The following is a 25,509-nucleotide window of genomic DNA, read 5'->3' on the forward strand; positions in this document are numbered from 1 at the left end:
CACCGCGCGCCGTAAGCTGAGCCCGTGGGGGACACGAGAAAACGCGCAGTGGTAGCCGGGGCATCCGGATTCATCGGCCACAGGCTCGTTCGCGAGCTCCTCGACCAGGGGTACCAGGTCGCCTGCATCGGCCGCTCCGGTCCCGACGCGAGGTGGGGCGACGACGCCGCAGTGCTGTCACTGGTCGACGGAGCCGATCTGCTGGTGAACCTGGCGGGAAAGATCGTGAACTGCCGGTACACCGAGGCCAATCGCACCGAGATTCTCCACTCCCGCGTCGACACCACCGGAGCGCTGCATCGGGCGGTCGCGGCGAGCGCGAAGCCGCCGCGACTGTGGCTGAACGCGAGTACCGCCACGATCTACCGTTACGCGCTCGACCGCCCGATGACCGAGTCCACGGGCGAGCTCGGCACCGGCTTCTCGGTGGACATCGCCCGCGACTGGGAGCGCGAGTTCTTCGCCGGTGACCTCCCCCAGACCCGGCGGGTGGCCCTGCGGATGGCGATCGTGCTCGGCGACGGTCCCGCCACCGCGATCCTCGTGCGATTGGCCCGATGGGGCCTCGGCGGACCGCAGCTCGACGGCTGGTGGTTTCCGCACCAGCGCTACCGCGGCATCGGCCACGCCCCCTCCGGCGACGGCTCGGCGCCCGCACACCGTTCGCACGGACGACAACGGTTCAGCTGGATCCACATCGACGACGTTGTCGGCGCCTTGAAATTCATCGTCTCCCACGATGAGATCACCGGGCCGGTCAACCTGGCGGCGCCTCACCCCAGCGACAATCGCACGCTCATGGCCACGCTGCGCCGGGCGGTGGGGGCTCCCATCGGCTTGCCGGCCTTCCGCTGGATGCTCGAACCGGCCATGTGGTTGCTCCGAACCGAGCCCGAACTGGTGCTGAAGAGCCGCTGGGTGCAGCCGGAACGCCTGCTCGCCGCCGGGTACACCTTCGCCTGGCCCGACCTCGCCCCGGCGATCACCGATGTTGTGCCACGACGGCGACGCCGTCGCTGAGGTCACTGCGCCCCACGCGAGCTAATTTCCGTGAAAACGGAGATAGAGTACATTTCATGCCTCAGATACGGATCAAAGACGCCGCCGCGTTCCTCAGCGTCAGCGACGACACCGTTCGGCGCTGGATCGAGAACGGCACCCTGCCCAGCTCGAAGGATGCCTCCTCCCGCACCGTCGTCGACGGCCTCGCGCTGGCCCGGCTGGCCCGTCAGAACGCGGTGCTGCCCGACGACCCGTCCGGGATCGGCCGCTCCGCCCGCAACCGGTTCGTCGGCCTGGTGACCGACATCGTCATGGATACCGTCATGGCGCAGGTCGAGATCCAGTGCGGTCCGCACCGGGTGGTGTCACTGATGAGCAGCGAGGCCGTGCGCGAGCTCGGCCTCGAACTCGGCTCGGTGGCCATCGCCGTCGTCAAGGCCACCACCGTCATCGTCGAGACCCCGGCGGGCAAGTCGTGACCGGCACACGTCGCCTCCGTCCATTCGCTCTGCTGGCCGCGTTCGGCGTCCTCGCCGCCGGCCTCACCGGCTGCGCCGCGCCGGCCGAGACGACGCCCACGCCGGCGGCATCGGCCGACGACCTGAACGGCAGCATCACGGTCTTCGCCGCGGCCTCGCTCACAACCACGTTCACCGAGCTCGCCGACGCCTTCGAGGCCGAGCACCCCGGCACCACCGTCTCGCTCAACTTCGCCGGCTCCTCCGACCTCGTCACCCAGATCACCGAGGGCGCCCCGGCCGACGTGTTCGCCTCCGCCGACACCACGAACATGACCAAGCTCACGGATGCCGGCCTCCAGCAGACCGACCCCGTCGACTTCGCCACCAATGTGCTCGAGATCGCCGTGCCGCCGGGCAACCCCGCCGGCATCACCGACTTCGCCGATCTGGCTGAGCCCGGGCTCCAGCTGGTCGTCTGCGCCCCCGCGGTGCCGTGCGGTTCGGCCACCGCCGCCGTCGCGTCGGCGGCCGGGGTCAGCCTCAGCCCGGTGAGCGAGGAGTCATCGGTCACCGATGTGCTCGGCAAGATCACCTCCGGCCAGGCGGATGCCGGCCTGGTCTACGTCACGGATGTCCAGGCGGCGGGTGACGCCGTCGAGGGCATCGACTTCGCCGAGTCCGGTGAGGCCGTGAACACCTACCCGATTGTGGCGCTCAAGGGCTCCGCCGATGCGGCCATCGCCCAGGCCTTCATCGACTACGTCACCGGTAGCGCCGGCCAGCGCGTGCTGGCCACCGCCGGGTTCGGGGCGCCGTAGCCGCATGAGCCCAGCAGCCAAGCAGTATTCCGGCGTCCCCGCCTGGGTCGCCGCCCTTGCCGCGGTCGGCGCGGCATTTGTGCTGCTGCCCCTGGCGGCGATGGTTCTGCGGGTCAACTGGGCGGAGTTCATTCCCTTGATCACCTCGGATTCCTCGGTCGCCGCGCTGCTGCTCAGCCTGCGCACCTCGCTCGCCGCCACGGCGCTCTGCGTGCTCTTCGGGGTGCCCATGGCGCTGGTGTTGGCCCGCACCGACTTCTGGGGGCAGAAGGTGCTCCGCTCGCTGGTGCTGCTGCCGCTGGTACTCCCGCCGGTGGTGGGCGGCATCGCTCTGCTCTATACCTTCGGCCGCCGGGGCCTGATGGGCCAGACCTTCCAGGCGCTCGGCATCGAGATCGCCTTCTCCACCACAGCCGTCGTCATCGCGCAGACTTTTGTGGCCCTGCCGTTCCTGGTGCTCAGTCTCGAAGGCGCATTGCGCACGGTGGGCACCCGGTACGAGGCCGTCGGCGCCACCCTCGGGGCGAGTCCCACGACGGTGTTGCGGCGCATCACCCTGCCACTCGTCGTGCCGGCCGTCATCTCCGGCGCGGTGCTGTCGTTCGCCCGCGCGCTCGGCGAGTTCGGCGCCACCCTCACCTTTGCCGGCAGCCTGCAGGGCACCACCCGCACCCTGCCGCTGGAGATCTACCTGCAGCGGGAGACCGACCCCGACACCGCGGTAGCCCTCTCGCTGGTGCTGGTGATCGTCGCGATCGTGATCGTCAGCCTGGCCCACCGCGCGGGTCTGCCCTCCCTGCGGCCCGCGCGGGTATCCTCGTGAGCTTCTCCGTCGACGTGCACGTCGCCGAGCGGGACGTGCGGCTGCACCTCACCGTGGCGGCGGGCGAAACCGTCGCGGTCCTCGGCCCGAACGGGGCCGGCAAGTCCACCCTGCTCGGCGCGATCGCCGGTCTGATCAGGCCCGACAGCGGGCGGAGCGAGTTGAATGGCACGGTGTTGTTCGACCTGCCGGCCGGGCCCGGCCGCGGCATCTGGCGGCCGGCGCACCAGCGCGGCGTCTCCCTCCTCGCCCAGGAGCCCCTGCTGTTCCCACACCTCAGCGTGCTCGACAACGTCGCATTCGGCCCGCGCAGCATCGGCGCCACGACGGCCGGCGCCCGCGCGAGGGCCGCCCGCTGGCTGGGCGAAGTGGATGCCGAGCCTCTCGCGGCGCGTCGCCCGGCCGAGCTCTCCGGCGGGCAGGCGCAACGCATCGCGGTGGCCCGCGCCCTGGCCTCCGACCCCGGCCTGCTGCTGCTCGACGAACCGCTGGCCGCCCTCGACGTCTCGGTGGCGCCGGCGGTGCGGCGGATGCTGCGCCGCGTGCTTGTCGATCGCAGTTCGATCATCGTGACGCACGATGTGCTCGACGCGTACACGCTCGCCGACCGGGTGGTGATCGTCGAGAACGGCCGTATCGTCGACGAGGGCACGCCCGCCGAGGTCTTCGACCGGCCGCGCAGCGCCTTCGCGGCCGGGCTCGCCGGCCTCAACCTGATCACCGGTGTACGCCGGGGCGACACCATGGTCACGGCGGATACCGCGACCACGGTCGAGAACATCCCCGAGCCGACGGTGGCCGAGGGAGCGCCGCTGTCCCTGGCGGTGCGTCCGGCCGCTGTGTCCGTGGTGATTGAGCCGCCGGCCGATCCGCAGTTCAGCAGTGTGCGGGCCGAGCTGATCGACCTCGAGCCCCGGGGCGATCTTGTTCGGGCGCGAAGCGCCGTGCTGGCCGCGGATGTCAGTCCCCAGGAGGCCGCGCAGCTTGACGCCGCCGTGGGCTCCATGGTCTGGTTCGCGTTTCCGGCCGACTCTGCCACGGTGTATCCCACCGTGCCGCCCGACCGCCCCACACCGCTGTGATTCACCCGGACGTGGCAGAGGCAGTGGCCCTGCTCGGGTCGTTGGGCGGCCATCCGGAGCCGGCGGCCGCCGAGATCGACAACGCGGACTACGGCGCCGCCTTCACCCGCATGGGAAAACGACGCCTGCGGTTCCGAGTCGGCAGGGTGACGCCCCGTAAAGTCGGCCTGTTCGTCGCCGTCTGGCGGCGCTCGCCCTCTGGATCGACCGAGCCGTTCCAGGTCGACGATGTCGATCACCTCGTTGTCCTCACCCGGGAGGGGCAACACACCGGTCTGTTCGTGTTCCCGCGGTCCGCGCTGCAACGTCACGGCATCGTGTCCGTGGCGGAATTCGGCGGCAAACGCGGCTTCCGGGTCTATCCACCGAGGTCGCGCACCGACAACGCCCAGGCCATCCGCACTCAGGCGTGGCAGGGCGCGTTTTTCCTGGATACCAGCGACGGCGTCGACCGTGAGCGGCTGCGCGAGCTCCTCGACGCCTGAGTGTGGTTGCCGCACGGTTGACGAGACCGTCGCAGTGGCCCCGGCGCTAGCTCCGGGGACGAGGGCAAGAGACGGTTGAACGAGGTCGCCCCGCAGCCGTCTCAGGCGGAATCGCGGACAACAAGTGTGAGAGCCGTGCGTCGACTTTCCTTCGTGCCGGCGGGTGCGCGGCCGAAGAGAATGTTGTCGACAAGATCGATGGCGTGCTGGGCAAGTTCGGTTTTATCGATCGCGAGACTCGTGAGCTCAGGGGTGACGAGGGCGCCGACCGCCAACCCGTCAGTCCCGATCACGGCGATGTCGCCGGGTACGGAGATGCCGGATCGTGCGAACTCCTTCAGCGCGCCAATGGCCATCACGTCGTTATAGACGAGCACGGCATCTGCGCCCGGATAGTTGTCCATGAGTTCGCGAGCCGCACGAGTACCGCCTTCGTGGGTTTCGTCGTTACGGAACTCGGAACCCTCAGTCCACGGGAGTCCGTGTTGGCTCAGGTATCTGCGGTAGGAGTTCTTTCGGGCCGACGCGATGTGACTGGAATCGATCATGGCGATCTGCCGACACCCGAGGGCAGTCAGGTGATCAAGAGCCGCTTCGACGCCGGCGGCATAGTCGATCTCCACATACGCACCGACCCGATCATCTGCGGATCCGTCGAGCATGACGAGCGGGACACCGTGAGCTTTTCCGCGGATCGCGTCGTCGGGGAGCATGTCGACTGTATCCGTGCGGCAGCCGGTCAACACCAGCGCGTCTACCCGGTCCACCAAGGACTCGAGCCGCGATCGAGCTTTCTCCACGTCATCCCCTATGTCCGACAGAATGACGCTCCAGTCGCGCTCGGATGCGATGCGGCTCAGCGCCGACGCGAGCTCGGGATAGAACGGGTTGCGAAGGTCCTCCACGACTAACCCGATCGTCACCTCCCGTCCGCGCACCAGGCTTTGGGCGGCGCGATTAGGGCGGTAGTTCAACTCGCGGGCGGCTGCGATGACGCGTTCGCGCGTCGTGGCGCTGATGTCGGGAAGGCCGTTGAGGGCTCGGGTCACAGTCTGGCGAGAGACGCCGGCAACCCGAGCCACATCCAGGATGGTGACGGGTGAACCCTTATTTGCCATGCACCAACCGTACTGCTATCCTCGCCGTGAACGTTCCCGTGAACGTTCACGGTACTCAATTGAGGACGAGGTTTGTGAACATTTCGATTCCAGGCCGCCCAAGGCTCCGCCCGGCACGCGAGGCGAGGCGGGCGCGCACCGGCGTAGCAGTGCTGTTCTTCGTGAACGGTGCGCTGCTCTCCAACCTTCTTCCGCGCTATCCCGAGATCAAGAGTGATCTTGATCTGAGCAACGTGCTCATCGGGGCCGCTGTCGCCGCACACCCTCTGGGGGCTCTCATCTCGGGGCTCGGTGCCGGCATCCTGGTCCGCCGGTTCCGTTCCTCGAGAGTGGCTATTGGATCTTCCCTTGTGGCCGCAGCAGCGCTCGTTCTGGCCGGCTTCGCCACCGAGTGGGTGATGCTCGCACTGGCTTTCTTCATCGCAGGTGCGATGGACTCGCTCACCGACGTCGCGGCCAACTCCCACGGACTACGTGTCCAGCGTTTCTACGGACGATCCATCATCAACTCCTTTCATGCCGTGTGGTCGATCGGTGCCGTGGCAGGCGGCCTCACTGGCGCCGCCGCCGCCAGCCTTGGTGTTCCGTTGGGAACGCACATTCTCAGTGCAGCAATCGTTCTTGGGCTGGCGGCGTTTGCCTCTTCCCGCTTTCTCCTGCCGGGGTCGGAGCCCGTTGCCGTTGGCGTTGGCGTTGCCGAACGTCTGCCGGTTGCTGAGGTTGAGAAGAATCTGTCCCCTGCAGCCCGACCGCGGGCCACACTTCTCCCGCGGTATGGGGTTCTGCTCGCCTTTGTCATAATCGCCGCCGGCGGTGCGATCGTTGAGGAGGCGGGGTCTTCATGGTCGGCCATCTATCTCTCAGGCGCCCTCGGCGCGACCGCGTTCGCAGCCGGTCTGGGCTTCATCACCCTCCAGAGCACGCAGGTCATCGGCCGCCTCCTCGGCGATCGCATGGTCGACCGATTCGGTCAGCGCCACGTGGCCCGCGCGGGCGGGTTCATGGTGTTCGTCGGTATGGGCACCGCCCTGGCCTACCCCAGTGTGATCATCACAGTCCTGGGGTTTGGGCTCGCAGGATTTGGCGTCGCCACGTTGATTCCCGGCGCTATGCACGCCGCCGACGAATTGCCCGGACTGCGCCCCGGCACAGGCCTCACTCTCGTCAGCTGGCTACTACGCGTGGGCTTTCTCATTTCCCCGCTCATAGTCGGAGCCGTTGCCGACGCTTCGTCTCTTCGATTCGGTCTCGTTCTCGTTCCGATCGCGGGTGTCGTGGTGATGGTCTTCGCCGTCGCCTTTCCCGTGCGGACGACTCAGCCACTCGACTCAACGGGCACACACACGTTTTCGGAATGCCCCGAATGCCAACACGACTCTGATCGGTTCCTTCTTTCACATCCGGACGAGACAATCCCTGCCAGATCAACCCACAAGAGAGAGACACACAATGAGTGAAACCGCCAAGGCGACCGAGGACCAAATGATGGATGCCCGCGAACGCGACGTCCGCAACCGGATGGACCAGCACCAGCTCTACACGGACTCCGGCGCCGGCCTGGAAGCCCTGACCGAAGAGCGACTTCGCGGCAAGGACCTTGCCGACGACTTCAACGCAACCCGGGCCCGAGACGAAAGCGGACGCCACCGTATCTTGCTCGAACTGTTCGGCAGCATGGGCGAGAACGTGTGGGTCGAGCCACCTCTCCGTGTCGCCTACGGCAACCACGTTCACGTCGGCCACACGGTGTACGCCAACTTCAATCTCACACTCGTCGACGACGTCGACATCTATATCGGCGACCGCGTCATGTTTGCCCCCAACGTAACCATCACCACCACGGGACATCCGGTGCATCCCGAACTCCGCCGTGACGGATCCCAGTTCTCCGCCCCGGTGCACATCGAGGACGATGTCTGGATCGGCTCCGGCGCCATTATCCTTCCGGGCGTCACTATCGGCGCCGGCGCAATCGTGGGCGCAGGAAGCATCGTCACGGCCAACGTTCCCGCCGGCGTGGTCGTCGCGGGCTCTCCGGCCCGAATCATCCGAACGATCTCCGACGCCGACCGGCAGTTCTCGTACCGAGCGCCGCGCGACCTCCAGTAGCCCAGGCACCACAGCTGGATGTGACTTTCGGCGTCATCTGGTGGTGCTCTGCGATCGCTATGTGGCGCGTCTGCCTGGTCGCCGGCGCCGCCTCAGAACGGTAGTCAGCATCGTGTGACTCGGCGGATGGGAAACGCCGAGGTTGTGCGACGGTCTGGCGCCATGAAGTGTCCGCGCACGGAATGGCCTGCGAACTCGCTGTGTTCCCGCGCATGGTCCTCAAGAATCAGCGTCAGTGCCGCCGGGGTGTCCATCCCGATGGCAGCATCCCCGTTGTTTTCTCTCGTTCAGCATCAGCATCGGCGGACCAGCCTTGAGCTATCAGAGCATGATCGAAGGCACCCCGCGCCAGGCGGAAGCCAAGATCAGGGTGACTCATCTGTGGCGCACCGCCACGACGCGTCGAGGCCCGCACACTCCAATGTCTGTCAGAGAAGCCTCCGCCGCGGAAGACGCGGTAGCCGCCGTATCGGGCAGGATCGAGCAGGTCCCAACACCATTCCCAGACGTTACCCAGGGTGTCGTGGAGCCCGAAGCCGTTGGGCTGCTTGAGGCCAACTTCTTTCGGAATCTCTAGCTCGTCCCTCGCGGTCCACCCGATGTCTTCGAGAGGTCCGTAGCGTGGCCCGGTAGTGCCAGCACGACACGCGTATTCCCACTCAGCCTCGGTTGGCAAGCGGTACCCCGAGGCATCAGTGCGCCACGTCACTTCGCCTTCATCCACCGTGTACGCCGGAGTGAGTCCCTCGTTCACTGACGCAGCATTGGAGAATTCGATGGCGTCCAGCCAGCTCACGTCCACCGACGGCGTGTGTGCACCAGGTCCTCCACTGCCTGTCAACCGCGCAAACTGAGCCGAGGTAACAGGAACGACCCCGATTTCGAATGGTTCCAGCTGGACAACCCAGCGGCGCTGACGCCGCGCGTCATGTAATCCCACTTCTCCGGCCGGCAGCGGACGAAGGTCGAACATAGACATTTCACAATGCTCCCACGTGGTCGTCTCACACGCAGGATGGTAGGCGGTCCACGACTGACACCGCCGAGGGTGTCGCGTTTGTCCTACCCGATCAGCCCTCTGAGTGACACCAGGTCAACACACCTCATCGCTGTTCACCGATCCCGGCGCGGCGACCGGGCCGCCGACTCCACATCAGCGAACCGCGGTGGTGACCAGGCGCTCCAGCCGAACGATTCCGGCGTAACGGCCGGCGTTGTCGGTGACGATCAGCGGGTCGTAGCGGTGCGCCCGATCGCGTGTGATCGCCCGGAGGAGGGCGTCGCGCACCGGGGTATCCAGGGTGACCCGCAGCGCATCCACGGCCATGCCGAGGTGGGCGCTCTCGCTGTCGAGAACCGAGACCGGGCGACTGTGATGGTCGATGAGGACCACGGTGCGCACCTCGGAATCGCCGGTGAAGATCTGCGCGGCCAGGGTGACGCTCGCCACGGCGGGCACGACGTCGAGCAGGTCCCGCACCGTGGGCACCGGGTTCGACGTCTTGGCCCGCAGCACCGTTGTCGCCAGAGCCGGCCAGGCCGGCCCGGGCCGGGCGAGGTAGTACCCCTGGGCGAGCGGAACCCCGAGTGCCATGATCGTGTCATATTCGGCAGCAGTCTCGATGCCCTCGGCCAGCACCCAGGAGTCAATGCGGCTGGCGAAGGTGCCGATCATCTCCACGAGGGCACGCTTCGCCTCGTCGGCGTCGATGCCTTGGATGAGCTCACGGTCGAGCTTGATCAGCGCGGGCTTCAGCGCGAGCAGACGGGACAACCCCGCGTATCCGGAGCCGAGATCGTCCACGGCGATGAGGCCGCCGGCGGCACGGATGGCGTCCAGCTCGGGCTCCAGATCGGTGGCTGACTCGATGGAGGATTGTTCGGTGAGCTCCACAAAGACGCCCTGGAGGTCGGGGTGGTCCCGCCAGACCGCGCGGATGGCCTCGTCCCGAAGCACGGGCGGCGACACGTTGACGGTGAGAAAGCAGTTGGCCGGCAGCGTTCCTCGTTCGGCGAGGATCACGCGCAGGCAGGCCGCCTCGATCTCCGCCGATCGGCCGGTCGCGCGCGCCCGCTCGAACAGGTCCTCCACACCGATGCCGTCGGGCAGGTCGAAGCGGGCCAGACCCTCGAACCCCACCACGACACCGCGGGCGGTGTCGACGATCGGCTGGAACGCGGCCGACACCCCGGTTCCGGCACCGACAGCGTCCAGCAGAGTGACCCACCCCGCGTCGGACACGCCGTGCGTCAGGAGACGGTCACGATCCGGTTGGTGATGCTCTCAACCAACTCCGGCGTCACGGTCGTGATCCCGTGGGCCGTGGCGGCGTGCTGGGCAACGAGAACGAGGATCTCGTCGTCGGTGGAGCTGACCCAACTGGCCGCGCATCCCGGAACCACATCACCACAGGCAAAAGACTTCATCACACTCTCCCCCTCATCGCACGGTGGCGACTCTATGTATACGTATGTTTCGAGTGTAGTTCGGAGGCGCGGCCGGCGCGGATTGGAGCCGGCCGCATCTCGCTCAGGCTAGTAACGTACCTCATCGATGGGTCCGCCGCCGGCGAGGTCTTCGAGCAGCAGTTCGGGGTGGTCTCGCACGGTGTTCCGCAGCCGCCACGGGGTGCTGAACAGGGCCAGCAGGGTGCCGTCGCTGCGGCGGAGCACCTCCACCTGACGGTCGTGGCCGAGGATCAGGGCGCTTTCCTTGTCGGTGCGGCGGGCCAGCTGGTACGGCAGCACGTCGCTGCGGATGGCGGCGCCGAAGTCGTGCGACATCCGCTCTTCGACGACCTCGAACTGCATCGGGCCCACGGCGCCGAGCACCGGGGCTTGGTCGCCGCGGAGGTCGGAGCGCATCACCTGGATGACGCCCTCGTGGTCGAGCTGGTCGATGCCGCGGCGGAACTGCTTGTGCTTGCTGGTGTCGGCGGGGCGCACGGCGCGGAAGTGCGCGGGCGCGAACATCGGCAGTGGCGGGAAGGTGACGGCCGGGTTGCCCTCGTGGATCGAGTCGCCCACGCGGAGCGCGGACGCGTTCACGAGGCCCACGATGTCGCCGGGCCAGGCCTCCTCGGCCACCTCGCGGTCCTTGCCGAAGAGCTGCTGCGCGTACTTGGTCGCGAACGGCCGCCCGGTGGCGGAGTGGGTGACGACCATGCCGCGGCGGAACTGGCCGGAGCAGACCCTCACGAAGGCGACGTAGTCGCGGTGCGAGGAGTTCATCCCGGACTGCACCTTGAACACGAACCCGGAGAACGGGCTGGTCACCGGGCGGTGGCCGCCGTCGGCGTCCAGGCGAGCCTTGGCGGGCGGGGCGAAGTCCACCAGGGTGTCCAGGATGTGCTGCACGCCGAAGTTGAGCACCGCGGCGGAGAACAGCACCGGGGTGGTGATGCCGCCGAGGAAGGACTCTTCGTCGTGGTTCTGGCCCTCTTCGGCGAGGAGTTCGGACTCCTCGGCGGCGGCAACCCAGGCGTCACCCTCGTCGATCGCGGCCTCGGCGGCGGTCGTGCGCTCGGAGTCGGCGCGGGTGGCGCCGCCGGCGGTGCGGTTGAAGCGGATGAAGTCGCTCGTCTCCCGTTCGATCACCCCGCGGAAGTCACCCGCGATGCCGACCGGCCAGGTGAGCGGGGTGGGGATCAGGCCCGTGCGGGTGCGGATCTCGTCCATGAGGTCGAGGGCGGCGGAGCCGGGCCGGTCCCACTTGTTGATCACGGTGATGACGGGCAGGCCCCGCTGCTTGCACACCTCGAACAGCTTCATGGTCTGCACCTCGAGGCCCTTGCTGGCGTCGACGAGCATGACGGCGGCATCCACCGCGGAGAGCACCCGGAAGGTGTCTTCGGAGAAGTCGGCGTGGCCGGGGGTGTCGACGAGGTTGATCACGCTGTCGCGGTACTCGAACTGGATGGCGGCGGAGGTGATCGAGATGCCACGCTCCTGCTCCATGGTCATCCAGTCGGAGACGGTGCCGCGGCGGCCGGCCTTGCCGTGCGTGGCGCCGGCGGTGGTGATGGCGCGGGCGTGCAGCAGCAGCGCCTCGGTGAGCGTGGACTTGCCCGCGTCGGGGTGCGAGATGACGGCGAAGGTGCGCCGGCGCACGGCCTGGGCCTCGACCTCTTTCGGGGACACCTCGGTGCCCGGGGTCATGGTTGTGTCAGCCACGTGCTCAGTTCCTACCTCTTGTAGTGCACGAAAATACGCGCACTACCTTCAAATCTACCCGGCGCGGGTCGACCAGCGGCACCCGCTCTGCTTGAATCAAGCCAGACGACGCACGAGGAGACACCATGAGCATGCTCGCCGACAGTCACGACCTGATCCGGGTGCAGGGGGCCAGGGAGAACAACCTCAAGGGCATCACTGTCGAGATTCCCAAGCGCCGGCTCACAGTGTTCACCGGGGTCTCCGGTTCCGGCAAGAGCTCGCTGGTGTTCGGCACCATCGCGGCCGAGTCGCAGCGGATGATCAACGAGACCTACAGCGCCTTTCTGCAGGGCTTCATGCCCACGCTGGCCCGGCCCGATGTGGACGTGCTCAGCGGGCTGACCACGGCGATCATCGTGGACCAGGAGCGGATGGGCGCCAACTCCCGGTCCACCGTGGGCACCGCCACCGACGTCAATGCGGCGCTGCGCATCCTCTTCAGTCGGCTCGGCGACCCGCACATCGGCGCGCCCCAGGCGTTCTCGTTCAACGTCGCCTCCGTCTCGGGCGCGGGCGCGGTGACCATGGAACGCGGCGGCATCACGGTTAAGGAGCGGCGCAGCTTCAGTGTCACCGGCGGCATGTGCCCGCGCTGTGAGGGCATGGGCACGGTCAACGACATCGACCTCACCCAGCTTTTCGACGACTCCAAGTCGCTGAACGAGGGCGCGCTCACCATCCCCGGTTACACGGCGGATGGCTGGGGCGTGCGCATCTTCACCGGCTCGGGGTTCCTCGACGCCGACAAGCCGATCCGCGACTACACCACGCGCCAACTGCAGGACTTCCTCTACAAGGAGCCGGTCAAGGTGAAGGTCGGCGACATCAACATGACCTACGAAGGCCTGATCCCCAAGGTGCAGAAGTCCTTCCTGTCCAAGGACCGCGAGGCCATGCAGCCGCACATCCGCGCCTTCGTGGACCGTGCCGTGACCTTCGCGACCTGCCCGGACTGCGGCGGCAGCCGGCTGAGCGCGGCCGCGCGGTCGTCGCGCATCGATGGGCTGAACATCGCCGAGGCCTGCGCCATGCAGATCAGCGACCTGGCCCAGTGGGTGAACAAGCTCGACGCCCCCTCGGTGGCGCCGCTGCTGGCGGAGCTGCGGCATACCCTCAACTCCTTCGTGGAGATCGGGCTCGGCTACCTCTCACTCGACCGGCCCTCCGGCACCCTGTCCGGCGGTGAGGCGCAGCGCACCAAGATCATCCGGCACCTCGGCTCGTCGCTCACCGATGTCACCTACGTCTTCGACGAGCCCACCATCGGCCTGCACCCGCACGACATCCAACGCATGAACGACCTGCTGCTGCGGCTGCGCGACAAGGGCAACACCGTGCTCGTGGTGGAGCACAAGCCGGAGATGATCGCTATCGCCGACCACGTGATCGACCTGGGCCCCGGCGCGGGCACCGCGGGCGGCGAGATCTGCTTCGAAGGCACCCTGGAGGGGCTGCGGGCCAGCGACACCCTCACCGGGCGGCACCTCGACGACAGGGCGGCCGTGAAGCCCGTCGTGCGCACGCCCACCGGTACCCTGCCGATCCGCGGTGCCACGGCGAACAACCTGCAGGATGTCGACGTCGACATTCCTCTCGGCGTGCTGGTGGTGCTCACCGGGGTCGCCGGCTCGGGCAAGAGCTCACTCGTGCACGGTTCGATTCCCGCCGGAGCCGGTGTGGTGTCGATCGACCAGGCCGGCATCAGAGGGTCCCGGCGCAGCAACCCGGCAACCTACACCGGGATGCTCGAACCCATCCGCAAGGCCTTCGCCAAGGCCAACGGTGTGAAGCCGGCGTTGTTCAGCTCCAACTCCGAGGGCGCCTGCCCCAATTGCAACGGCGCCGGCGTGATCTACACCGACCTGGGCATCATGGCGAGCGTCTCGACCACCTGTGAAGTGTGCGAGGGCAAGCGATTCGACGCATCCGTACTGGAGTACCGCCTGGGCGGACGCGACATCAGCGAGGTCCTCGCGATGTCGGTGACCGAGGCCGTGGACTTCTTCGCCTCCGGCGAGGCGAAGACGCCGGCCGCGCACACGATCCTTACGGGCATGGCGGATGTGGGGCTCGGCTACCTGAGTCTGGGCCAGCCGCTCACGACCCTCTCCGGCGGCGAACGGCAGCGGCTGAAACTGGCCACCCATCTGTCGGAGAAGGGCGGCATCTACGTTCTCGACGAACCCACCACCGGCCTGCACCTGGCGGATGTGGAGCAGCTGCTCGGTCTGCTCGACCGGCTGGTGGACTCGGGCAAGTCGGTGATCGTGGTGGAGCACCACCAGGCCGTGATGGCGCACGCCGACTGGATCATCGATCTGGGCCCCGGCGCCGGCCACGACGGCGGCCGCATCGTCTTCGAGGGCACCCCCGCCGACCTCGTGGCCGACCGGTCCACCCTCACCGGAGCGCACCTGGCGACCTACGTGGGGGCCTGAGCCCGCCGCCGGGAACCGATCTACCCCGTCCGGACATTCCTGGGTACAGCACTCTCGGTACAGAGTGCGTGAGGGGCAACGATGAAACGGATCAGAGGTCTCGCCGCGGTGCTGGCGCTCGCTCTCTCGGGATGCGCAGCAGGAGCTGCGAGCACACCGAGTCCGTCCGCCAGCGAATTCCCGATGTTCACCGACGGGGTGCTCACCTACGAGCGGGTGCAACAGCCCGACGGCGGGTACATCTCGATGCTCGCCCTGTTCACGGGCACTCTCACATTCGAGAACGGCTGCCTGCTCGTCGGTGGTGATCCGTTCCTCTTTCCCGCCGACCTCACGACCTGGGACGGCACCACACTGACAGTGGACGGCCTGGAATATCAGGTGGGCGACGACATGGCGGCCGGCGGCGGCGTGCTGCACGACACCGTGTTGCCGGCTGACGTTCGCGATCGCTGCGGCGACCACTCCCCCGTGCTCGTGGGCGGGGTGCAGGAGGAGATTCCGGAGCCGCTGCTCCCACCGGACCTGCCCCCCGACGAGGCGTGGGGCGAGTTGCCGGAGAGCCCGCTCTCGCCTCGGCGCGACAGCCTGGGGGCCTGGGTCGGGGACAGGTTCGTGATCGTGGGCGGCCGGACTGACAAGCCGTGCCCCCCGGCGGCGGACTGCGCCGATGGCGAACCGGCCCGGCAGGACGGCGCGAGCTACAACCCGTACACCGACATGTGGCAGCGCATCGCGCCGGCCCCTCTTCCGGTGAACCAGTACAGCTCCGCGGTCGTGGGCGGCGACCTCTACCTCTTCGCCTTCGACATCGCCACGGGCGACCTCGAACCCGGCCCCGACGGCCTCGCTCCGGTCTCCTTCCTGCGTTATACCCTCGACACAGACACCTGGACCACCCTGCCGTCCCCGCCCTCCGGCGGCGCGCTCATCGCGGCCGGTGACCGGGTGCTCTCCATTTCGGGGTCAGACGAGATCGCGGGCGGCGTCGATTCGGTCTACGACCCCGGCAGCTCGACGTGGACAGCACTGCCCGACGATCCGCTTCGTCGGAGCTATGACCGCGAAGCGGTGTGGCTGGACGACCAACTGATCCTCGGCGCCAACTCCCTCGATTCCGTCGACGCCGGCTCCGAAGGACCTGCCGTGGTTCGGCTGGCGACCCTGGACAGCGGCTTGACCGACTGGACAGTCTTACCCGACAGCGACATCACCGGGATCGGGGCCCTCGCAGTAGCCGGCCGGGTCGTGTTCCCCTTCTACGGAGTGACCGCCGACCGCATCGCCCTGAGCGCCGGGCAACCCTACGCCGAGGGCGGTATCTTCAACCCGGTCGACCAGGGCTGGACCGCTCTGCCCGACCTCCCCACGGGGACTCCCCTTGACGAATACGCGAACGGCCGCCCGCCCCAGGTTGTCGGGGACCAGGTCCTGATCGGCGGTCAGTTCCTGCTCGACCCCGTCGCGGGCGTCATCACACCACTCCCGGAACCATCGTGGAGCGGTCGTGGCTCGGCGACGGTAATCACCGGACTGGACAGCATCCTGGTCTGGGGTGGCGTGACCTACGACGGAACGGCCGGTGAGAATCACGCGGACGGGTACCTTCTGGGCCTCTGATCACGACCTATGTGGGCGTTTGAGCCCTCCCGATCGACACCACCAGCGACCCCGAGGCGCGGCCGGCGCGCAAGTCGTCGAGGGCCACGTCGACCTGGTCGAACCCGTAGGTCGTGACCGTCGGGTTGAGACCCAAGTTCTGGGCCAGGCGCAGGAACTCGCGGCCGTCGGCGCGGGTATTGCAGGTGACGCTGCGCAGGTCGCGCTCGTGGAAGAGGTGCTCTTCGTAGCCGAGCACCGGGATGTCGCTGAGGTGGATGCCGGCGACAACGACCGTGCCACCGGGCCGGGTCGCCGCAAGCGCCACGGGCACGAGGCCGCCGGCGGGGGCGAACAGGATCGCGGAGTCCAGGTCGTCGGGCGGTCGGGAGGCCTCGTCGCCGACGAACCGGAGCGGCATCGTGCGGGCGAGGTCGCGGTTGGCGTCTCCGCGGGTCATGGCCGAGACGGATGCCCCCGCCGCCAGCGCGAGGGCCGCTGTGATGTGCGCGCTGGAGCCGAAGCCGTACAGGCCGAGGTGGCCGCCGGGCGGCAGGTTGGCCCGGCGCAGCGCCCGGTAGCCGATGATGCCCGCGCAGAGCAGCGGTGCCGCGGCGACCGGGTCGGTGCCGGCCGGTAGCGGGTAGGCGAACGCCTCGCGCACCACGGTGTGCCGGGCGAAGCCGCCGTCGGCGTCGTAGCCGGTGATCGGAGACGGTGCTGCGGCGGCCGGCCTTGCCGTGCGTGGCGCCGGCGGTGGTGATGGCGCGGGCGCGCAGCAGCAGCGCCTCGGTGAGCGTGGACTTGCCCGCGTCGGGGTGCGAGATGACGGCGAAGGTGCGTCGGCGCACGGCCTGGGCCTCGACCTCTTTCGGGGACACCTCGGTGCCCGGGGTCACGCTTACTTCACCTACTTTCTCAGTTTCCTACCTTTGTGAGTCTGTCCGTACAAGTGCTCTCGCGCACGCGTCCTTCGAACCCAACCTGCGCGACTGCTCAACTCCTCCGCCATAATTGTTACCGTCCTTTACAAACGTGGTCGCTACGTGGGATAATTTCGTCGCAGGCAGTTGACGATCAGCATTCACACGCATTCTCGGCCGGTATCTTGCCCCGCCACACTCGCCTACCGCTGAGGAGCCCCCGCCATGACCTTCTCCTCGGTACTGGCCCACGCGCTTCCCCTCGGCACCGGCGCGGCCGTGATCGCCGTCGACGTGGGCGGCACAGACACCAAGGCCGCGCTGTTCGACGAATCCGGCCGGATGCTCGGCCTTAGCCGTACCCCGACACCGCACCGCGGCGAGGGCACCGCCACGGCGGTCGTCGCCAGGGTGCAGGAACTCACGCTGCAGTTCGCCGCCGACTTTCCAGAGGTGAGACCGCGCGCGGTAGGCCTGATTGCCCCCGGCGTCGTCGATGACGATGCCGGGATCGGCATCCTGTCCGCGAACCTGCACTGGTCGAACGTGCCCTTCAAACAACTCACCGAAGATCTCGTTCGGCTGCCGACCACGTTCTCGCATGACGTGCGGGCCGCCGGGGAGGCGGAGTTCAGGCTCGGCGCCGCACGTCCATACCAGAACGTGGTGGTGCTGGTCATCGGCACCGGTATCGCCGGTTCACTGTTCATCGACGGGCACGCACACACAAGCGCCGGGTACGCGGGCGAGATCGGCCACGCCATCGTCGACCCGCACGGGCCGCTCTGCGGTTGCGGTTCCCGCGGCTGCCTGGAGAGCATTGCCTCGGCCGGCGCCCTCGTGCGGCGGTATACCGAGCTCACCGGCATCCGGCCGAGCGGGGCGCGCGAGGTGCTGGCCCTCGCCCAGGTCGGCGACGCCGCCGCCACGGCGATCTGGATCAACGCCCTCGACGCGCTCGCCCTCAGCATCGCCCAGCTCGCCGCTGTTCTCGCGCCGGAGGCCGTCATCATCGGCGGCGGCCTGGCTCAATCCGGCGACCGCCTGTTCGTTCCCCTGCGCGAGCGGGTACACGCCCTGCTGAGCTTCCACCGTCGGCCGCTCATCCTGCCGGCGTCGATCGGCGAGAACGCCGGCCTTCTCGGTGGCGCCCTGCGCGCCCGCGACCTCGTCAGCTAGCGGCGCGCCCCGAGTTCGCCGAGGCCGCGCCATCCGCCACCGCCGGCGTCACCACACATGACTAGCCCACTTTCGCTAGTCCAACGGGGTGGCACACTAGCAAAAACGGGCCAGTCATGACCGTGGTGGCGGCGGGCCCGGCGCGCTAGACCAGTGTGTGAGACGTGAGCGGCAGCAGCTCGAGCAGGGCCCGGCCGGCGAGCCTGGATGCGCCGTAGGTCGCAATGTCGGCGTAGGACAGGTCGTCCGAGGGCCAGCCCATATCCACCACGATCACGTCAGTGCGCTCGGCACGCAGGGCGTCGATCACGTCGCGAATGAACGGATGCCTGTGGTTGTCCTTGCCGATCACCAGGACGGGAGACTCGGCGGGCAGCTCCAACTCGGAGTCGTCCTCGCTCCCCCGGGCCACTAGGGGCCTGGCGGCCCATGCCACCGCGGCTCTGGCACGCGGGTGGGCCGCCACCTCGGCGAAGGGTCCCCAGGGGGCACCGCCGACGGCGATGTTCGTCACCGTGTCGAGGCGCACCACCGAAAAGCCCTCAGCGGAGGACGCGAGCCATCGCGCCGCCCGGTCATTCACGGCGAAGGAGGCCCGGATGCGCCCGGCGTCGAAACTGGGCTCGGACACACCCTGCGCCGATTCGGGCAGCGGTGTTGCCAGGCTGGCGTCGAGGGTCTCGGCGACCAGCCGGTGCACCCGGTCGGCTGCATCGGCGAGCCGCCCGGGCGGTAGGGTGCCGGCGTCAACGGCGGCGAGCACGGCGGCCTCGATCTGTTCGAGTTGCTCGGCGGTGTTCTCGGTGCCGATGCAGAGCAGGTCACAGCCGGCGGCGAGGGCGGCCGCGGCCGCACCGGGGATACCGAGGGTGCCGCTGGCGCCCGCCATGTCCAGGGCGTCACTGACGATCACGCCGTCGAAGCCCAAGCCGGACCGCAGCAGCCCGTCGAGCACGGCGGCGGAGAGGGTGGCGGGGTGCTGCGGGTCGATCTGGGGCAGCAGGATGTGCGAGGTCATAACGGTCTTCGCCCCGGCGGCGATCGCGGCACGGAAGGGCACCAGCTCGCGCTCTCGCAGTGTCGCCAGCGGCACATCCACCACGGGCATGGCCAGGTGTGAATCCAGGGCGGTGTCCCCGTGGCCCGGGAAGTGCTTGGGGCAGGCGGCGACGCCGGTGGACTGCAGCCCGCGCACCCAGGCCGCGGAGTGCAGGCCGACCCTGGCGGGGTCGGTGCCGAAGCTGCGCACGCCGATCACGGGGTTGTCGGGGTTGGAGTTGACGTCGGTGTCGGGGGCGAAGGTGAGCGTGCAGCCGGCCTTCCGCAGTTCCCAGCCGACCTGCCGGCCCACCTCCTCGGTGTAGTCGATGTCGTCGATGCGGCCGAGGATTGCGTTGCCGGGGTAGGGCGAGCCCGAGGCGAAGTGGAGCCGGGTGACGTCTCCGCCCTCCTCGTCGATCGCGATGACCGCGTGCGGGTTGGCGGCGAGGATCGCGGCCGTGAGCGCACGCAGCTGACCCAGCGAGGTAATGTTCTGCCCGAACAGGCAGACCGCGCCGAGTCCGTTCCGCAGGTGCTGCTCCAGCCAGCCCGGCAGCTCCGTGCCGACGAAGCCCGGCATCAGGGTGGCCCTGATGTTTCGGCGCAGCCGGGCCTCCTCGGTCCCGACCTCGGCGGTGGTCATCCCTTGACCGCCCCGCTGACCAGTCCGCTGGTCATTTTGCCCTGCACGAAGAGGAAGAAAATGATCACCGGGATGGCAACCAGGGTCGAGGCCGCCATCACCTGGCCCCAGTCAGTGGCCCGGCTGGCGCTGGCCTGGATGAAGCCGCGCAGCCAGAGCGGAAGTGTCTGGCTGGAGTTGTCTTGCAGCAGGACCAGGGCCACGGTGAACTCGTTCCAGGCTTGCAGGAAGGCATACACCCCGGATGCGACCAAGCCGGGCGCCAAGAGGGGGAAAGTAATGCGCATGAAAGCCTGGGTGCGGCTCAGGCCGTCGATCATAGCGGCCTCTTCCAGGTCGGCCGGGACTCCCGCGACGAATCCGCGCAGCATCCAGATTGTGAATGGCACGACGGCGGCGATATAGATGATGCTCACGCCCACGATCGAGTTGAGCATGTTCAGGCTGCCCATGAGCTTGTACTGGGCGATGAAGAGTCCCTCGGCGGGGAGCATCTGAATCAGCAACACAGCCAGGACGAAAGCCTTGCGTCCGCGGAACTTGAAGCGGCTGATCGCCAGCGCCCCGAGAAATGCGAAGAGTAGACAGAACGTCACCGTGATGATGGCAATGGCTGTGCTCATTCCGAGCGCCGGCAGAAATGTGCCGCCCTGAAAGACAGCGATGAAGTTGTCCAACGAGCCACCGAACGGGAGCCAGGTGGGCGTAGTGCTCTGGAGAACGACGTTGGGAAGCAGCGACGAGTTGAGCATCCAGTAGACCGGGAAGACCCAGATCAGCGAGACAACAATGCCCACCAGGCCGAGGACGATGCGGCCTGGGCGGAACCGGCGGTTTCCGCTCGGTTTGGCGCGGCGCCCGGTCGGCGGCCCGGAGCGTGTGGGGAGGGTCCGGGGAGATTTCGCGGCACCGGTACCGGTGGATTCGACTGTCGAGGTCATGATTCGTCCTCCTTAAGCATGCTGCGTACGTAGAACCAGCTGAGTGCGACAGTGAGTACGAGCACGAAGATCGAGACCGCACTGGCCATCGCGAAGTCGCTGGAGCCCACGCCGAGTTGGTAGATATAGGTACCGAGCAGGTTCGTCTCGGATGCGATCGATCCGGCATCCTGCAACAGGCGGATCTGCGTGAACACCCGCAGGTCCCAGATCACCTGAAGCAGCAGGATGATGGCGAGTACCGGCCGGATGATCGGAACGATGATGAAGCGGAGCCGCTGGGAGAGTCGTGCACCGTCGAGCTGGGCGGCTTCGAGAACCTCGGTGGAGACCTGGGTGAGGCCGGCGAAAATGGAGAAGGCCACGAACGGCACACTCATCCAAACCACGATCACCATGGCGATGAAGAAGAAGGAGAGCGGGTCGGCCAGCCAGTTGTGATTGTGAAAATCCAGGCCCATGCCAGTGAGTACCGAGTTCAGGACGCCGCGGCGCCAGTCGATGAGCCAGTTCCAGACCGTCATGGCCGCGACAACGGGCATTGCCCAGGCGAGCAGCATAGAAATCTGAATCGTGATGCGCACTCCGGTGTGCACTGCGTTCATGAGCAGCGCCATCAGAGTACCGATGATCATGGTGACCCCGGCGGTGATCAGGCAGAAAGCCAGGGACCGGGCAACGACGGTCCACATGTACGGGTCGGTGAAGAGGGTGACGTAGTTGTCGAACCAGACGAATTCCGGCGGTTGACCGAACTGCTGGGACAGACCGAACTTCTGCAATGACGTGATGAACTGCCAGCCCAGCGGGTAACCGAGCGCGAGAATCAGGATGGCGCAGGCCGGGATGATCAGCAGATACGGCGTTGATCTACCCTTCTTGCGGGGCCGGGCGGGGCGCGGCGAATCTGTTCGACCTCTCACGAGGTTCTCTGTGGTCACGGCGCTCTCCTTTCGTTGGTCTGATGTTCTGATGCGGCCAGCCCGCGGGCCGACAGGCTCGACGACCGTGACGGCGATCGAGCCTGTCGATCCGAAGGCTGGAGGCTACTTACCGTTCAGCATCGGAGTGATCTTCTCGTCGTACTCCTGCGCGAGCGCAGTGAGATCGGTCGAATCCTTGATTTTGCTGAAGAATTCTTCCATCACGAGCGATCCCTCAACCGTGGCCCAGCCGGGTGCGGCAGGCGTCAGCTTTGAGTTCGAGGCGGACTCGATCAGGGCCTGGGCGAACTGGTCGTCGCCGAGGGCATTCACGTAGTCGCTGTTCGCCGGGCCCAGGCCGTTCTTGCCGAGCATCGTCTGGTACTCCTCAGAGAAAATGATCTTCATGAGGCTCTTGGACAGTTCCGGGTTCTTGCTGGCCGCGGAGATGCCGATGTTGGATCCGCCGGCGAAGACCGGGGCGGGCTTGCCGTCGTTGCCAGGAAGGGCAAAGACAGCGTTCTTGGTGTCATCCCAGGTGCGGGTTGGCTTACCGTCAGCGTCGGTGCCGAGTGTCCCGATGGACCAGTGTGCCCAGGTGGGAGCCATGATCGTTGCTGCGGATAGTGAGGTGTTCGCCGTGACGGCACCCTCAGCATCCTTGACCTCGTCGCTGTCGTTGAGGTAAATGTACTGGTTGCTGTCTTTGGCATCGTTCGGAGCGTTGGAGGCGGACTTGTAGATGTCCTGCAGCTGAGCCAGGCCCTTGAGGCTGTTCTTCGACGCGAGTGTTGACGTCCAGGTGCCGTCCTTCACCGTGGCGAGTTCACCATCGTTGGCGAAGATCCAGGAAATACCGTTGCGCCAGTCCTGCCCACCGAGGTAGAAGCCTGAGAAGTCAGGGATGTTCAGCGGGTTTGCCGCATTGATGGTGGCGACGCCAGCATTGAACTCGTCGAGGGTCTTGGGCTGTTCGACTCCGGCGGCGGCCCAGACATCGGAACGGCTGAATACGGCGCGGGAGCCGAAGTAGTAGGGCAACGTGTAGTTCTTGTCGCCCACCATCCCGGCGTCGACGAAGGACTGCAGAAGATTGCTGCCACCGAGCTCGTCATACATGTCGGAGATATCCAGGAACGCACCGACGTTGGTGAAGGTCGACGATTGGGTGTTACCCATCTCCGTCACGTCCGGCGTGTTGTTGGCGTCCGGCAGCGATGTGGTCAGCTTGGTGACCAGGTCTCCCCAGTCCTGCTGCTGAATATTCAGCTTGGCGCCGGTCTCCTTGTTGAACTCGGTCTTGAGGTAGTCCCGCATTTCGTCTGGGGTATCGCCACCGGCGAGCCACAGGGTGATGGTCTTGCCGCTGTTGTCGGCGGAGGCAGCGTTGCCTCCATCTGCCTCAGAAGAGCATCCGGCCAACACGAGGACGGAGGCCGTGGCCAGCGCGGCGAGAGATACAAGCTTTCTTTTCATGAGAATTTCCTTTCGTGGATTGCCGACGTTTGCGGTTGCAACATCGTTGGTGCAGGGGTGAACTTTGTTGTGACTAGGAGACTCCGAGTTGTGCGGAAAGAACCGTGACGGCTGCGCCGCGCAGAACGATGTCCTCGCCTTGCGCGGTCATTCGGACAACGAGATCGTCATTTTCCGAGACCATGGTTCTCGCACGGAGCGTCTCGACCGTGGCCTGGGACAACGGCCCGTCGAGAAGTTCGGGCGGACCGCTCAAGACGATCTCGAGCAGGTTGAGAGCGCCGACGATGGGAGCGAGGACGATACCCAGGCGGCGCCCGGCTTCGCAGAGGACCTGCTGAACGGCCTGGTCCGCCTCCGCAGGGGTGGCAGAAGTCGCGGTGGCCTCCTGGATGGCGTTAGTGAGTCGAGGTGCGGAGAGCCAGGCCTCCAGGCAGCCGGCCTTACCGCAGGCGCACATTGGACCGTCGTCTGTGCCGACGACCACGTGACCAATCTCACCGGCGGCGAAGCGTTCTCCGAAGATGGCGCGGCCGCCGATCAACAGTCCGGCTCCGACTCCGTGACCGACCTTCACCAGCAACAGGTCATGGTCAGCGCCGCCAAAGCTGTGTTCGGCCAGCACCGCGGCGTTCGCGTCGTTGACCACCCGAACGGGCAGACCGGTCAGCTCCTGGAGCCGAGCCTGAAGCGGCTGGTCACGCCAGCCGAGGTTGGGGGCGTTGCGCACGACTCCCGCGCGGTCCACGATGCCGGGGGACCCGATGCCCACCCCGAGGATCGGGGCGGTGGCCCTGGCGATCACCTGGGCGAGCAGCTCGGCGACGGTGTCGAAGGCGGCCTCGCCGCGGGCTCCGGCCAGGTCGAGTCCCGAGCTGGAGAGCACCGCACCGTCGAGGCTGAGCACGGCACCACGCAACCGGGTGTGACCGGACAGGTCGAGCGAGACGATCTGGAAGGCCACCCGATTGATGTCGAGCAGGGTGGCCGGCTTGCCCGGGCGCGATTCCTGGCGCTGGCCGAGCTCGATAACGAGGTTCTCCCCCATTAGCTCGCTGATCAGGTCAGACACCGTCACCCGGGTGAGACCGGTCTCACGGGCCAGATCGGCGCGGCTCTGCAGCCCGGTGCGGTACAGCGTCTGCAGCACCAGGGTGCGGTTGTTCAGGCGGATGTGCTCGGGCAGCACCTTGGCGGTCGGGCGCAGGGCCCGATCCTGGATCGTCCGCGGGGTGCCGGTGGCTGTCATGTTTGTTAGTAAATCTTACGAACTAAATGCGCGCAAGGGAGAACAAACTATTGGCCGGGTTATTTACCAATTCGTGACGCGACGACCGCTGCACCGGCACCGGTCGCCGCGCAGCTAGTGCTGGGCCCCGCCGGAGACGATCAGGTTGGCCCGGTACCGCGTGGTCTCGATGAGCCGGGCGTTCGCCCCGTCCACCGAGCTCGCCCAGGTGTGCGCCGCCTCTGGGCTGCGGCCGTGGCGGGTGTGCCGGTCGACCAACCGGGTGAGCCGCTCGTCTGCGGCCGTCTGGCAGAACCAGGTTTCGGCCAAGAGGCCCGGAATCCGGTTCCACGGCTCCTGATCGACCAGGAGGTAGTTGCCCTCCACGATCACGATCCGGGCGCCGGCCGGTATCGCGACCTCCCCCGCGATCCCCTCGTCGACGGTGCGCTCGAAGCTTGGGGCGTAGACGGTGTGGTCCTGCTCGTCGAGCACCCGGGTGAGAAGAGCAACGAACCCCCAGGCGTCGAAGGTGTCGACGGCGCCCTTGCGATCGTGGATGCCGAGCCGGTCGAGCGTGGAGTTGGCCAGGTGGAAGCCGTCCATCGGCAGATACACCGCCCGGGCGCCGTCGTCCCCGGCGTTCAGCCGGTCGACGAGTTCCTTGGCCAGCGTGGTCTTGCCGGCACCCGGGCTGCCGGTGATGCCCACGATGATGCGGGAGGCCGTGCCCAGCAAGCCAACGGCCCGCTCGGCCAGAGCGTCGACGGTCGCCGGGTCAATGTCCATGTGACAACTATCCAGGCATCCCACGCGAAGTGCCGCACACGTCCCCGTCACCGCTGTTGACAGGGCACTGTGCGGCGTGTCGATGATCTGCGCGCCCGCGACGTGCCGCGAACCTTCCCCACGGAGGCATCCATGGGGCACAAGGGCGTAAGTCGGGGACCTCGGCGGCGGCGCTATCCGGCGCGAAAGCGCTCGGATGCGGCGATTCACTGCGGA

The 25,509-nt window shown here is 67.3% G+C and carries 23 protein-coding genes and 1 pseudogene; 11 read left to right on the forward strand and 13 right to left on the reverse strand.

Annotation, left to right across the window (positions count from 1 at the left end):
- Nucleotides 1–24: 24 nt before the first annotated feature.
- From KY500_RS14965 to KY500_RS14990, 6 genes are read left to right on the forward strand one after another with little or no spacing between them, the layout of a single operon-like run.
- Nucleotides 25–1,020: an epimerase gene (locus tag KY500_RS14965; RefSeq protein ID WP_219901219.1), complete on the forward strand. Its 996-nt coding sequence runs from the start codon at nucleotides 25–27 to the stop codon at nucleotides 1,018–1,020.
- 56 nt (nucleotides 1,021–1,076) lie between these two features.
- Nucleotides 1,077–1,481 carry a molybdopterin-binding protein gene (locus KY500_RS14970; protein ID WP_066598279.1) on the forward strand — a complete coding sequence of 135 codons (405 nt, stop codon included), beginning with the start codon at nucleotides 1,077–1,079 and terminating at the stop codon, nucleotides 1,479–1,481.
- Nucleotides 1,478–2,281, forward strand: coding sequence for a molybdate ABC transporter substrate-binding protein (gene modA / locus KY500_RS14975; protein WP_219901220.1), 804 nt, complete (start codon nucleotides 1,478–1,480; stop codon nucleotides 2,279–2,281). Before KY500_RS14970 ends, modA begins: the two co-directional genes overlap by 4 nt.
- A 4-nt stretch (nucleotides 2,282–2,285) precedes the next feature.
- The gene (locus KY500_RS14980; protein WP_219901221.1) at nucleotides 2,286–3,104 is read left to right on the forward strand and encodes an ABC transporter permease; all 819 of its coding nucleotides are present in this window, start codon (nucleotides 2,286–2,288) and stop codon (nucleotides 3,102–3,104) included.
- Nucleotides 3,101–4,186 (forward strand): sulfate/molybdate ABC transporter ATP-binding protein, encoded by a 1,086-nt coding sequence (locus KY500_RS14985; protein WP_219901222.1) that lies wholly within the window; start codon nucleotides 3,101–3,103, stop codon nucleotides 4,184–4,186. The genes KY500_RS14980 and KY500_RS14985 overlap by 4 nt, the downstream gene beginning before the upstream one ends.
- Nucleotides 4,187–4,209: 23 nt before the next feature.
- Nucleotides 4,210–4,671, forward strand: coding sequence for a MepB family protein (locus KY500_RS14990; RefSeq protein ID WP_255579398.1), 462 nt, complete (start codon nucleotides 4,210–4,212; stop codon nucleotides 4,669–4,671).
- Between the two features lie 101 nt (nucleotides 4,672–4,772).
- On the opposite strand, the gene KY500_RS14995 is transcribed toward KY500_RS14990, so the two are convergent.
- Nucleotides 4,773–5,789 carry a LacI family DNA-binding transcriptional regulator gene (locus KY500_RS14995; RefSeq protein WP_219901223.1) on the reverse strand — a complete coding sequence of 339 codons (1,017 nt, stop codon included), beginning with the start codon at nucleotides 5,787–5,789 and terminating at the stop codon, nucleotides 4,773–4,775.
- Nucleotides 5,790–5,815: 26 nt separating this feature from the next.
- Here KY500_RS14995 and KY500_RS15000 point away from each other — a divergent pair, with 26 nt between their 5' ends.
- Entirely contained in the window at nucleotides 5,816–7,246 is a 1,431-nt protein-coding gene (locus tag KY500_RS15000; protein WP_219901224.1) for an MFS transporter, read from the forward strand.
- Entirely contained in the window at nucleotides 7,239–7,898 is a 660-nt protein-coding gene (locus tag KY500_RS15005; RefSeq protein ID WP_255579399.1) for a sugar O-acetyltransferase, read from the forward strand. The genes KY500_RS15000 and KY500_RS15005 overlap by 8 nt, the downstream gene beginning before the upstream one ends.
- A gap of 232 nt (nucleotides 7,899–8,130) precedes the next feature.
- Here the strand turns inward: KY500_RS15005 and KY500_RS15010 are convergent, their stop codons facing one another.
- From KY500_RS15010 to KY500_RS15025, 4 genes are all read right to left on the reverse strand, one after another.
- The gene (locus tag KY500_RS15010) at nucleotides 8,131–8,877 is read right to left on the reverse strand and encodes an SUMF1/EgtB/PvdO family nonheme iron enzyme (RefSeq protein WP_219901225.1); all 747 of its coding nucleotides are present in this window, start codon (nucleotides 8,875–8,877) and stop codon (nucleotides 8,131–8,133) included.
- A gap of 174 nt (nucleotides 8,878–9,051) precedes the next feature.
- Entirely contained in the window at nucleotides 9,052–10,140 is a 1,089-nt protein-coding gene (locus KY500_RS15015) for an EAL domain-containing protein (protein ID WP_255579400.1), read from the reverse strand.
- An 8-nt stretch (nucleotides 10,141–10,148) separates the two neighbouring features.
- A complete protein-coding gene (locus KY500_RS15020; RefSeq protein ID WP_219901226.1) occupies nucleotides 10,149–10,325 on the reverse strand; it encodes a DUF1059 domain-containing protein in 177 nt (58 codons plus the stop codon).
- A gap of 108 nt (nucleotides 10,326–10,433) precedes the next feature.
- Nucleotides 10,434–12,056 (reverse strand): peptide chain release factor 3, encoded by a 1,623-nt coding sequence (locus tag KY500_RS15025; RefSeq protein ID WP_219903467.1) that lies wholly within the window; start codon nucleotides 12,054–12,056, stop codon nucleotides 10,434–10,436.
- A 140-nt stretch (nucleotides 12,057–12,196) separates the two neighbouring features.
- Here KY500_RS15025 and KY500_RS15030 point away from each other — a divergent pair, with 140 nt between their 5' ends.
- Complete coding sequence (locus KY500_RS15030; RefSeq protein WP_219901227.1) at nucleotides 12,197–14,551, forward strand: excinuclease ABC subunit UvrA; 2,355 nt, start codon at nucleotides 12,197–12,199, stop codon at nucleotides 14,549–14,551.
- 81 nt (nucleotides 14,552–14,632) lie between these two features.
- On the forward strand, nucleotides 14,633–16,171 hold the full coding sequence (locus tag KY500_RS15035) for a hypothetical protein (RefSeq protein ID WP_219901228.1): 1,539 nt from the start codon (nucleotides 14,633–14,635) through the stop codon (nucleotides 16,169–16,171).
- A gap of 7 nt (nucleotides 16,172–16,178) precedes the next feature.
- Here KY500_RS15035 and KY500_RS15040 read toward each other — a convergent pair whose 3' ends face one another.
- Together KY500_RS15040 and KY500_RS15045 are read right to left on the reverse strand one after the other, a co-directional pair.
- Nucleotides 16,179–16,814 carry a hypothetical protein gene (locus KY500_RS15040; protein ID WP_219901229.1) on the reverse strand — a complete coding sequence of 212 codons (636 nt, stop codon included), beginning with the start codon at nucleotides 16,812–16,814 and terminating at the stop codon, nucleotides 16,179–16,181.
- 43 nt (nucleotides 16,815–16,857) lie between these two features.
- Nucleotides 16,858–17,049: pseudogene (locus KY500_RS15045) on the reverse strand (GTP-binding protein); the annotation flags it as partial.
- A 249-nt stretch (nucleotides 17,050–17,298) separates the two neighbouring features.
- Here KY500_RS15045 and KY500_RS15050 point away from each other — a divergent pair.
- Entirely contained in the window at nucleotides 17,299–18,252 is a 954-nt protein-coding gene (locus tag KY500_RS15050; protein WP_219901230.1) for an ROK family protein, read from the forward strand.
- A 145-nt stretch (nucleotides 18,253–18,397) separates the two neighbouring features.
- On the opposite strand, the gene KY500_RS15055 is transcribed toward KY500_RS15050, so the two are convergent.
- From KY500_RS15055 to KY500_RS15080, 6 genes are all read right to left on the reverse strand, one after another.
- Entirely contained in the window at nucleotides 18,398–19,936 is a 1,539-nt protein-coding gene (locus KY500_RS15055; protein WP_219901231.1) for a glycoside hydrolase family 3 protein, read from the reverse strand.
- A complete protein-coding gene (locus KY500_RS15060) occupies nucleotides 19,933–20,877 on the reverse strand; it encodes a carbohydrate ABC transporter permease (protein WP_219901232.1) in 945 nt (314 codons plus the stop codon). Before KY500_RS15060 ends, KY500_RS15055 begins: the two co-directional genes overlap by 4 nt.
- Nucleotides 20,874–21,818, reverse strand: a complete 945-nt coding sequence (locus KY500_RS15065; RefSeq protein WP_255579401.1) for a carbohydrate ABC transporter permease — start codon at nucleotides 21,816–21,818, stop codon at nucleotides 20,874–20,876. The genes KY500_RS15060 and KY500_RS15065 overlap by 4 nt, the downstream gene beginning before the upstream one ends.
- A gap of 105 nt (nucleotides 21,819–21,923) precedes the next feature.
- Nucleotides 21,924–23,276, reverse strand: a complete 1,353-nt coding sequence (locus tag KY500_RS15070) for an extracellular solute-binding protein (protein WP_219901233.1) — start codon at nucleotides 23,274–23,276, stop codon at nucleotides 21,924–21,926.
- 73 nt (nucleotides 23,277–23,349) lie between these two features.
- A complete protein-coding gene (locus KY500_RS15075; RefSeq protein ID WP_219901234.1) occupies nucleotides 23,350–24,525 on the reverse strand; it encodes an ROK family transcriptional regulator in 1,176 nt (391 codons plus the stop codon).
- A gap of 114 nt (nucleotides 24,526–24,639) precedes the next feature.
- On the reverse strand, nucleotides 24,640–25,293 hold the full coding sequence (locus KY500_RS15080; protein WP_219901235.1) for a nucleoside/nucleotide kinase family protein: 654 nt from the start codon (nucleotides 25,291–25,293) through the stop codon (nucleotides 24,640–24,642).
- Between the last annotated feature and the right edge of the window lie 216 nt (nucleotides 25,294–25,509).

The organism is Cryobacterium sp. PAMC25264 (genome assembly GCF_019443325.1).
In the GTDB taxonomy this organism is placed as follows: Bacteria; Actinomycetota; Actinomycetes; order Actinomycetales; family Microbacteriaceae; genus Cryobacterium.

Excerpts from the sequence above, each read along its gene's own strand:
- KY500_RS15030 (WP_219901227.1), top strand. The coding sequence starts at position 12,197 with ATGAGCATGCTCGCCGACAGTCACGACCTGATCCGGGTGCAGGGGGCC.
- KY500_RS15050 (WP_219901230.1), top strand. The coding sequence starts at position 17,299 with ATGACCTTCTCCTCGGTACTGGCCCACGCGCTTCCCCTCGGCACCGGC.
- KY500_RS14995 (WP_219901223.1), bottom strand. The coding sequence starts at position 5,789 with ATGGCAAATAAGGGTTCACCCGTCACCATCCTGGATGTGGCTCGGGTT.
- KY500_RS15060 (WP_219901232.1), bottom strand. The coding sequence starts at position 20,877 with ATGACCTCGACAGTCGAATCCACCGGTACCGGTGCCGCGAAATCTCCC.
- KY500_RS15080 (WP_219901235.1), bottom strand. The coding sequence starts at position 25,293 with ATGGACATTGACCCGGCGACCGTCGACGCTCTGGCCGAGCGGGCCGTT.
- KY500_RS15005 (WP_255579399.1), top strand. The coding sequence starts at position 7,239 with ATGAGTGAAACCGCCAAGGCGACCGAGGACCAAATGATGGATGCCCGC.
- KY500_RS15035 (WP_219901228.1), top strand. The coding sequence starts at position 14,633 with ATGAAACGGATCAGAGGTCTCGCCGCGGTGCTGGCGCTCGCTCTCTCG.
- KY500_RS15010 (WP_219901225.1), bottom strand. The coding sequence starts at position 8,877 with ATGTCTATGTTCGACCTTCGTCCGCTGCCGGCCGGAGAAGTGGGATTA.
- KY500_RS15020 (WP_219901226.1), bottom strand. The coding sequence starts at position 10,325 with ATGAAGTCTTTTGCCTGTGGTGATGTGGTTCCGGGATGCGCGGCCAGT.
- KY500_RS15055 (WP_219901231.1), bottom strand. The coding sequence starts at position 19,936 with ATGACCACCGCCGAGGTCGGGACCGAGGAGGCCCGGCTGCGCCGAAAC.
- KY500_RS15075 (WP_219901234.1), bottom strand. The coding sequence starts at position 24,525 with ATGACAGCCACCGGCACCCCGCGGACGATCCAGGATCGGGCCCTGCGC.
- KY500_RS15070 (WP_219901233.1), bottom strand. The coding sequence starts at position 23,276 with ATGAAAAGAAAGCTTGTATCTCTCGCCGCGCTGGCCACGGCCTCCGTC.
- KY500_RS15025 (WP_219903467.1), bottom strand. The coding sequence starts at position 12,056 with ATGACCCCGGGCACCGAGGTGTCCCCGAAAGAGGTCGAGGCCCAGGCC.
- KY500_RS14980 (WP_219901221.1), top strand. The coding sequence starts at position 2,286 with ATGAGCCCAGCAGCCAAGCAGTATTCCGGCGTCCCCGCCTGGGTCGCC.
- KY500_RS14970 (WP_066598279.1), top strand. The coding sequence starts at position 1,077 with ATGCCTCAGATACGGATCAAAGACGCCGCCGCGTTCCTCAGCGTCAGC.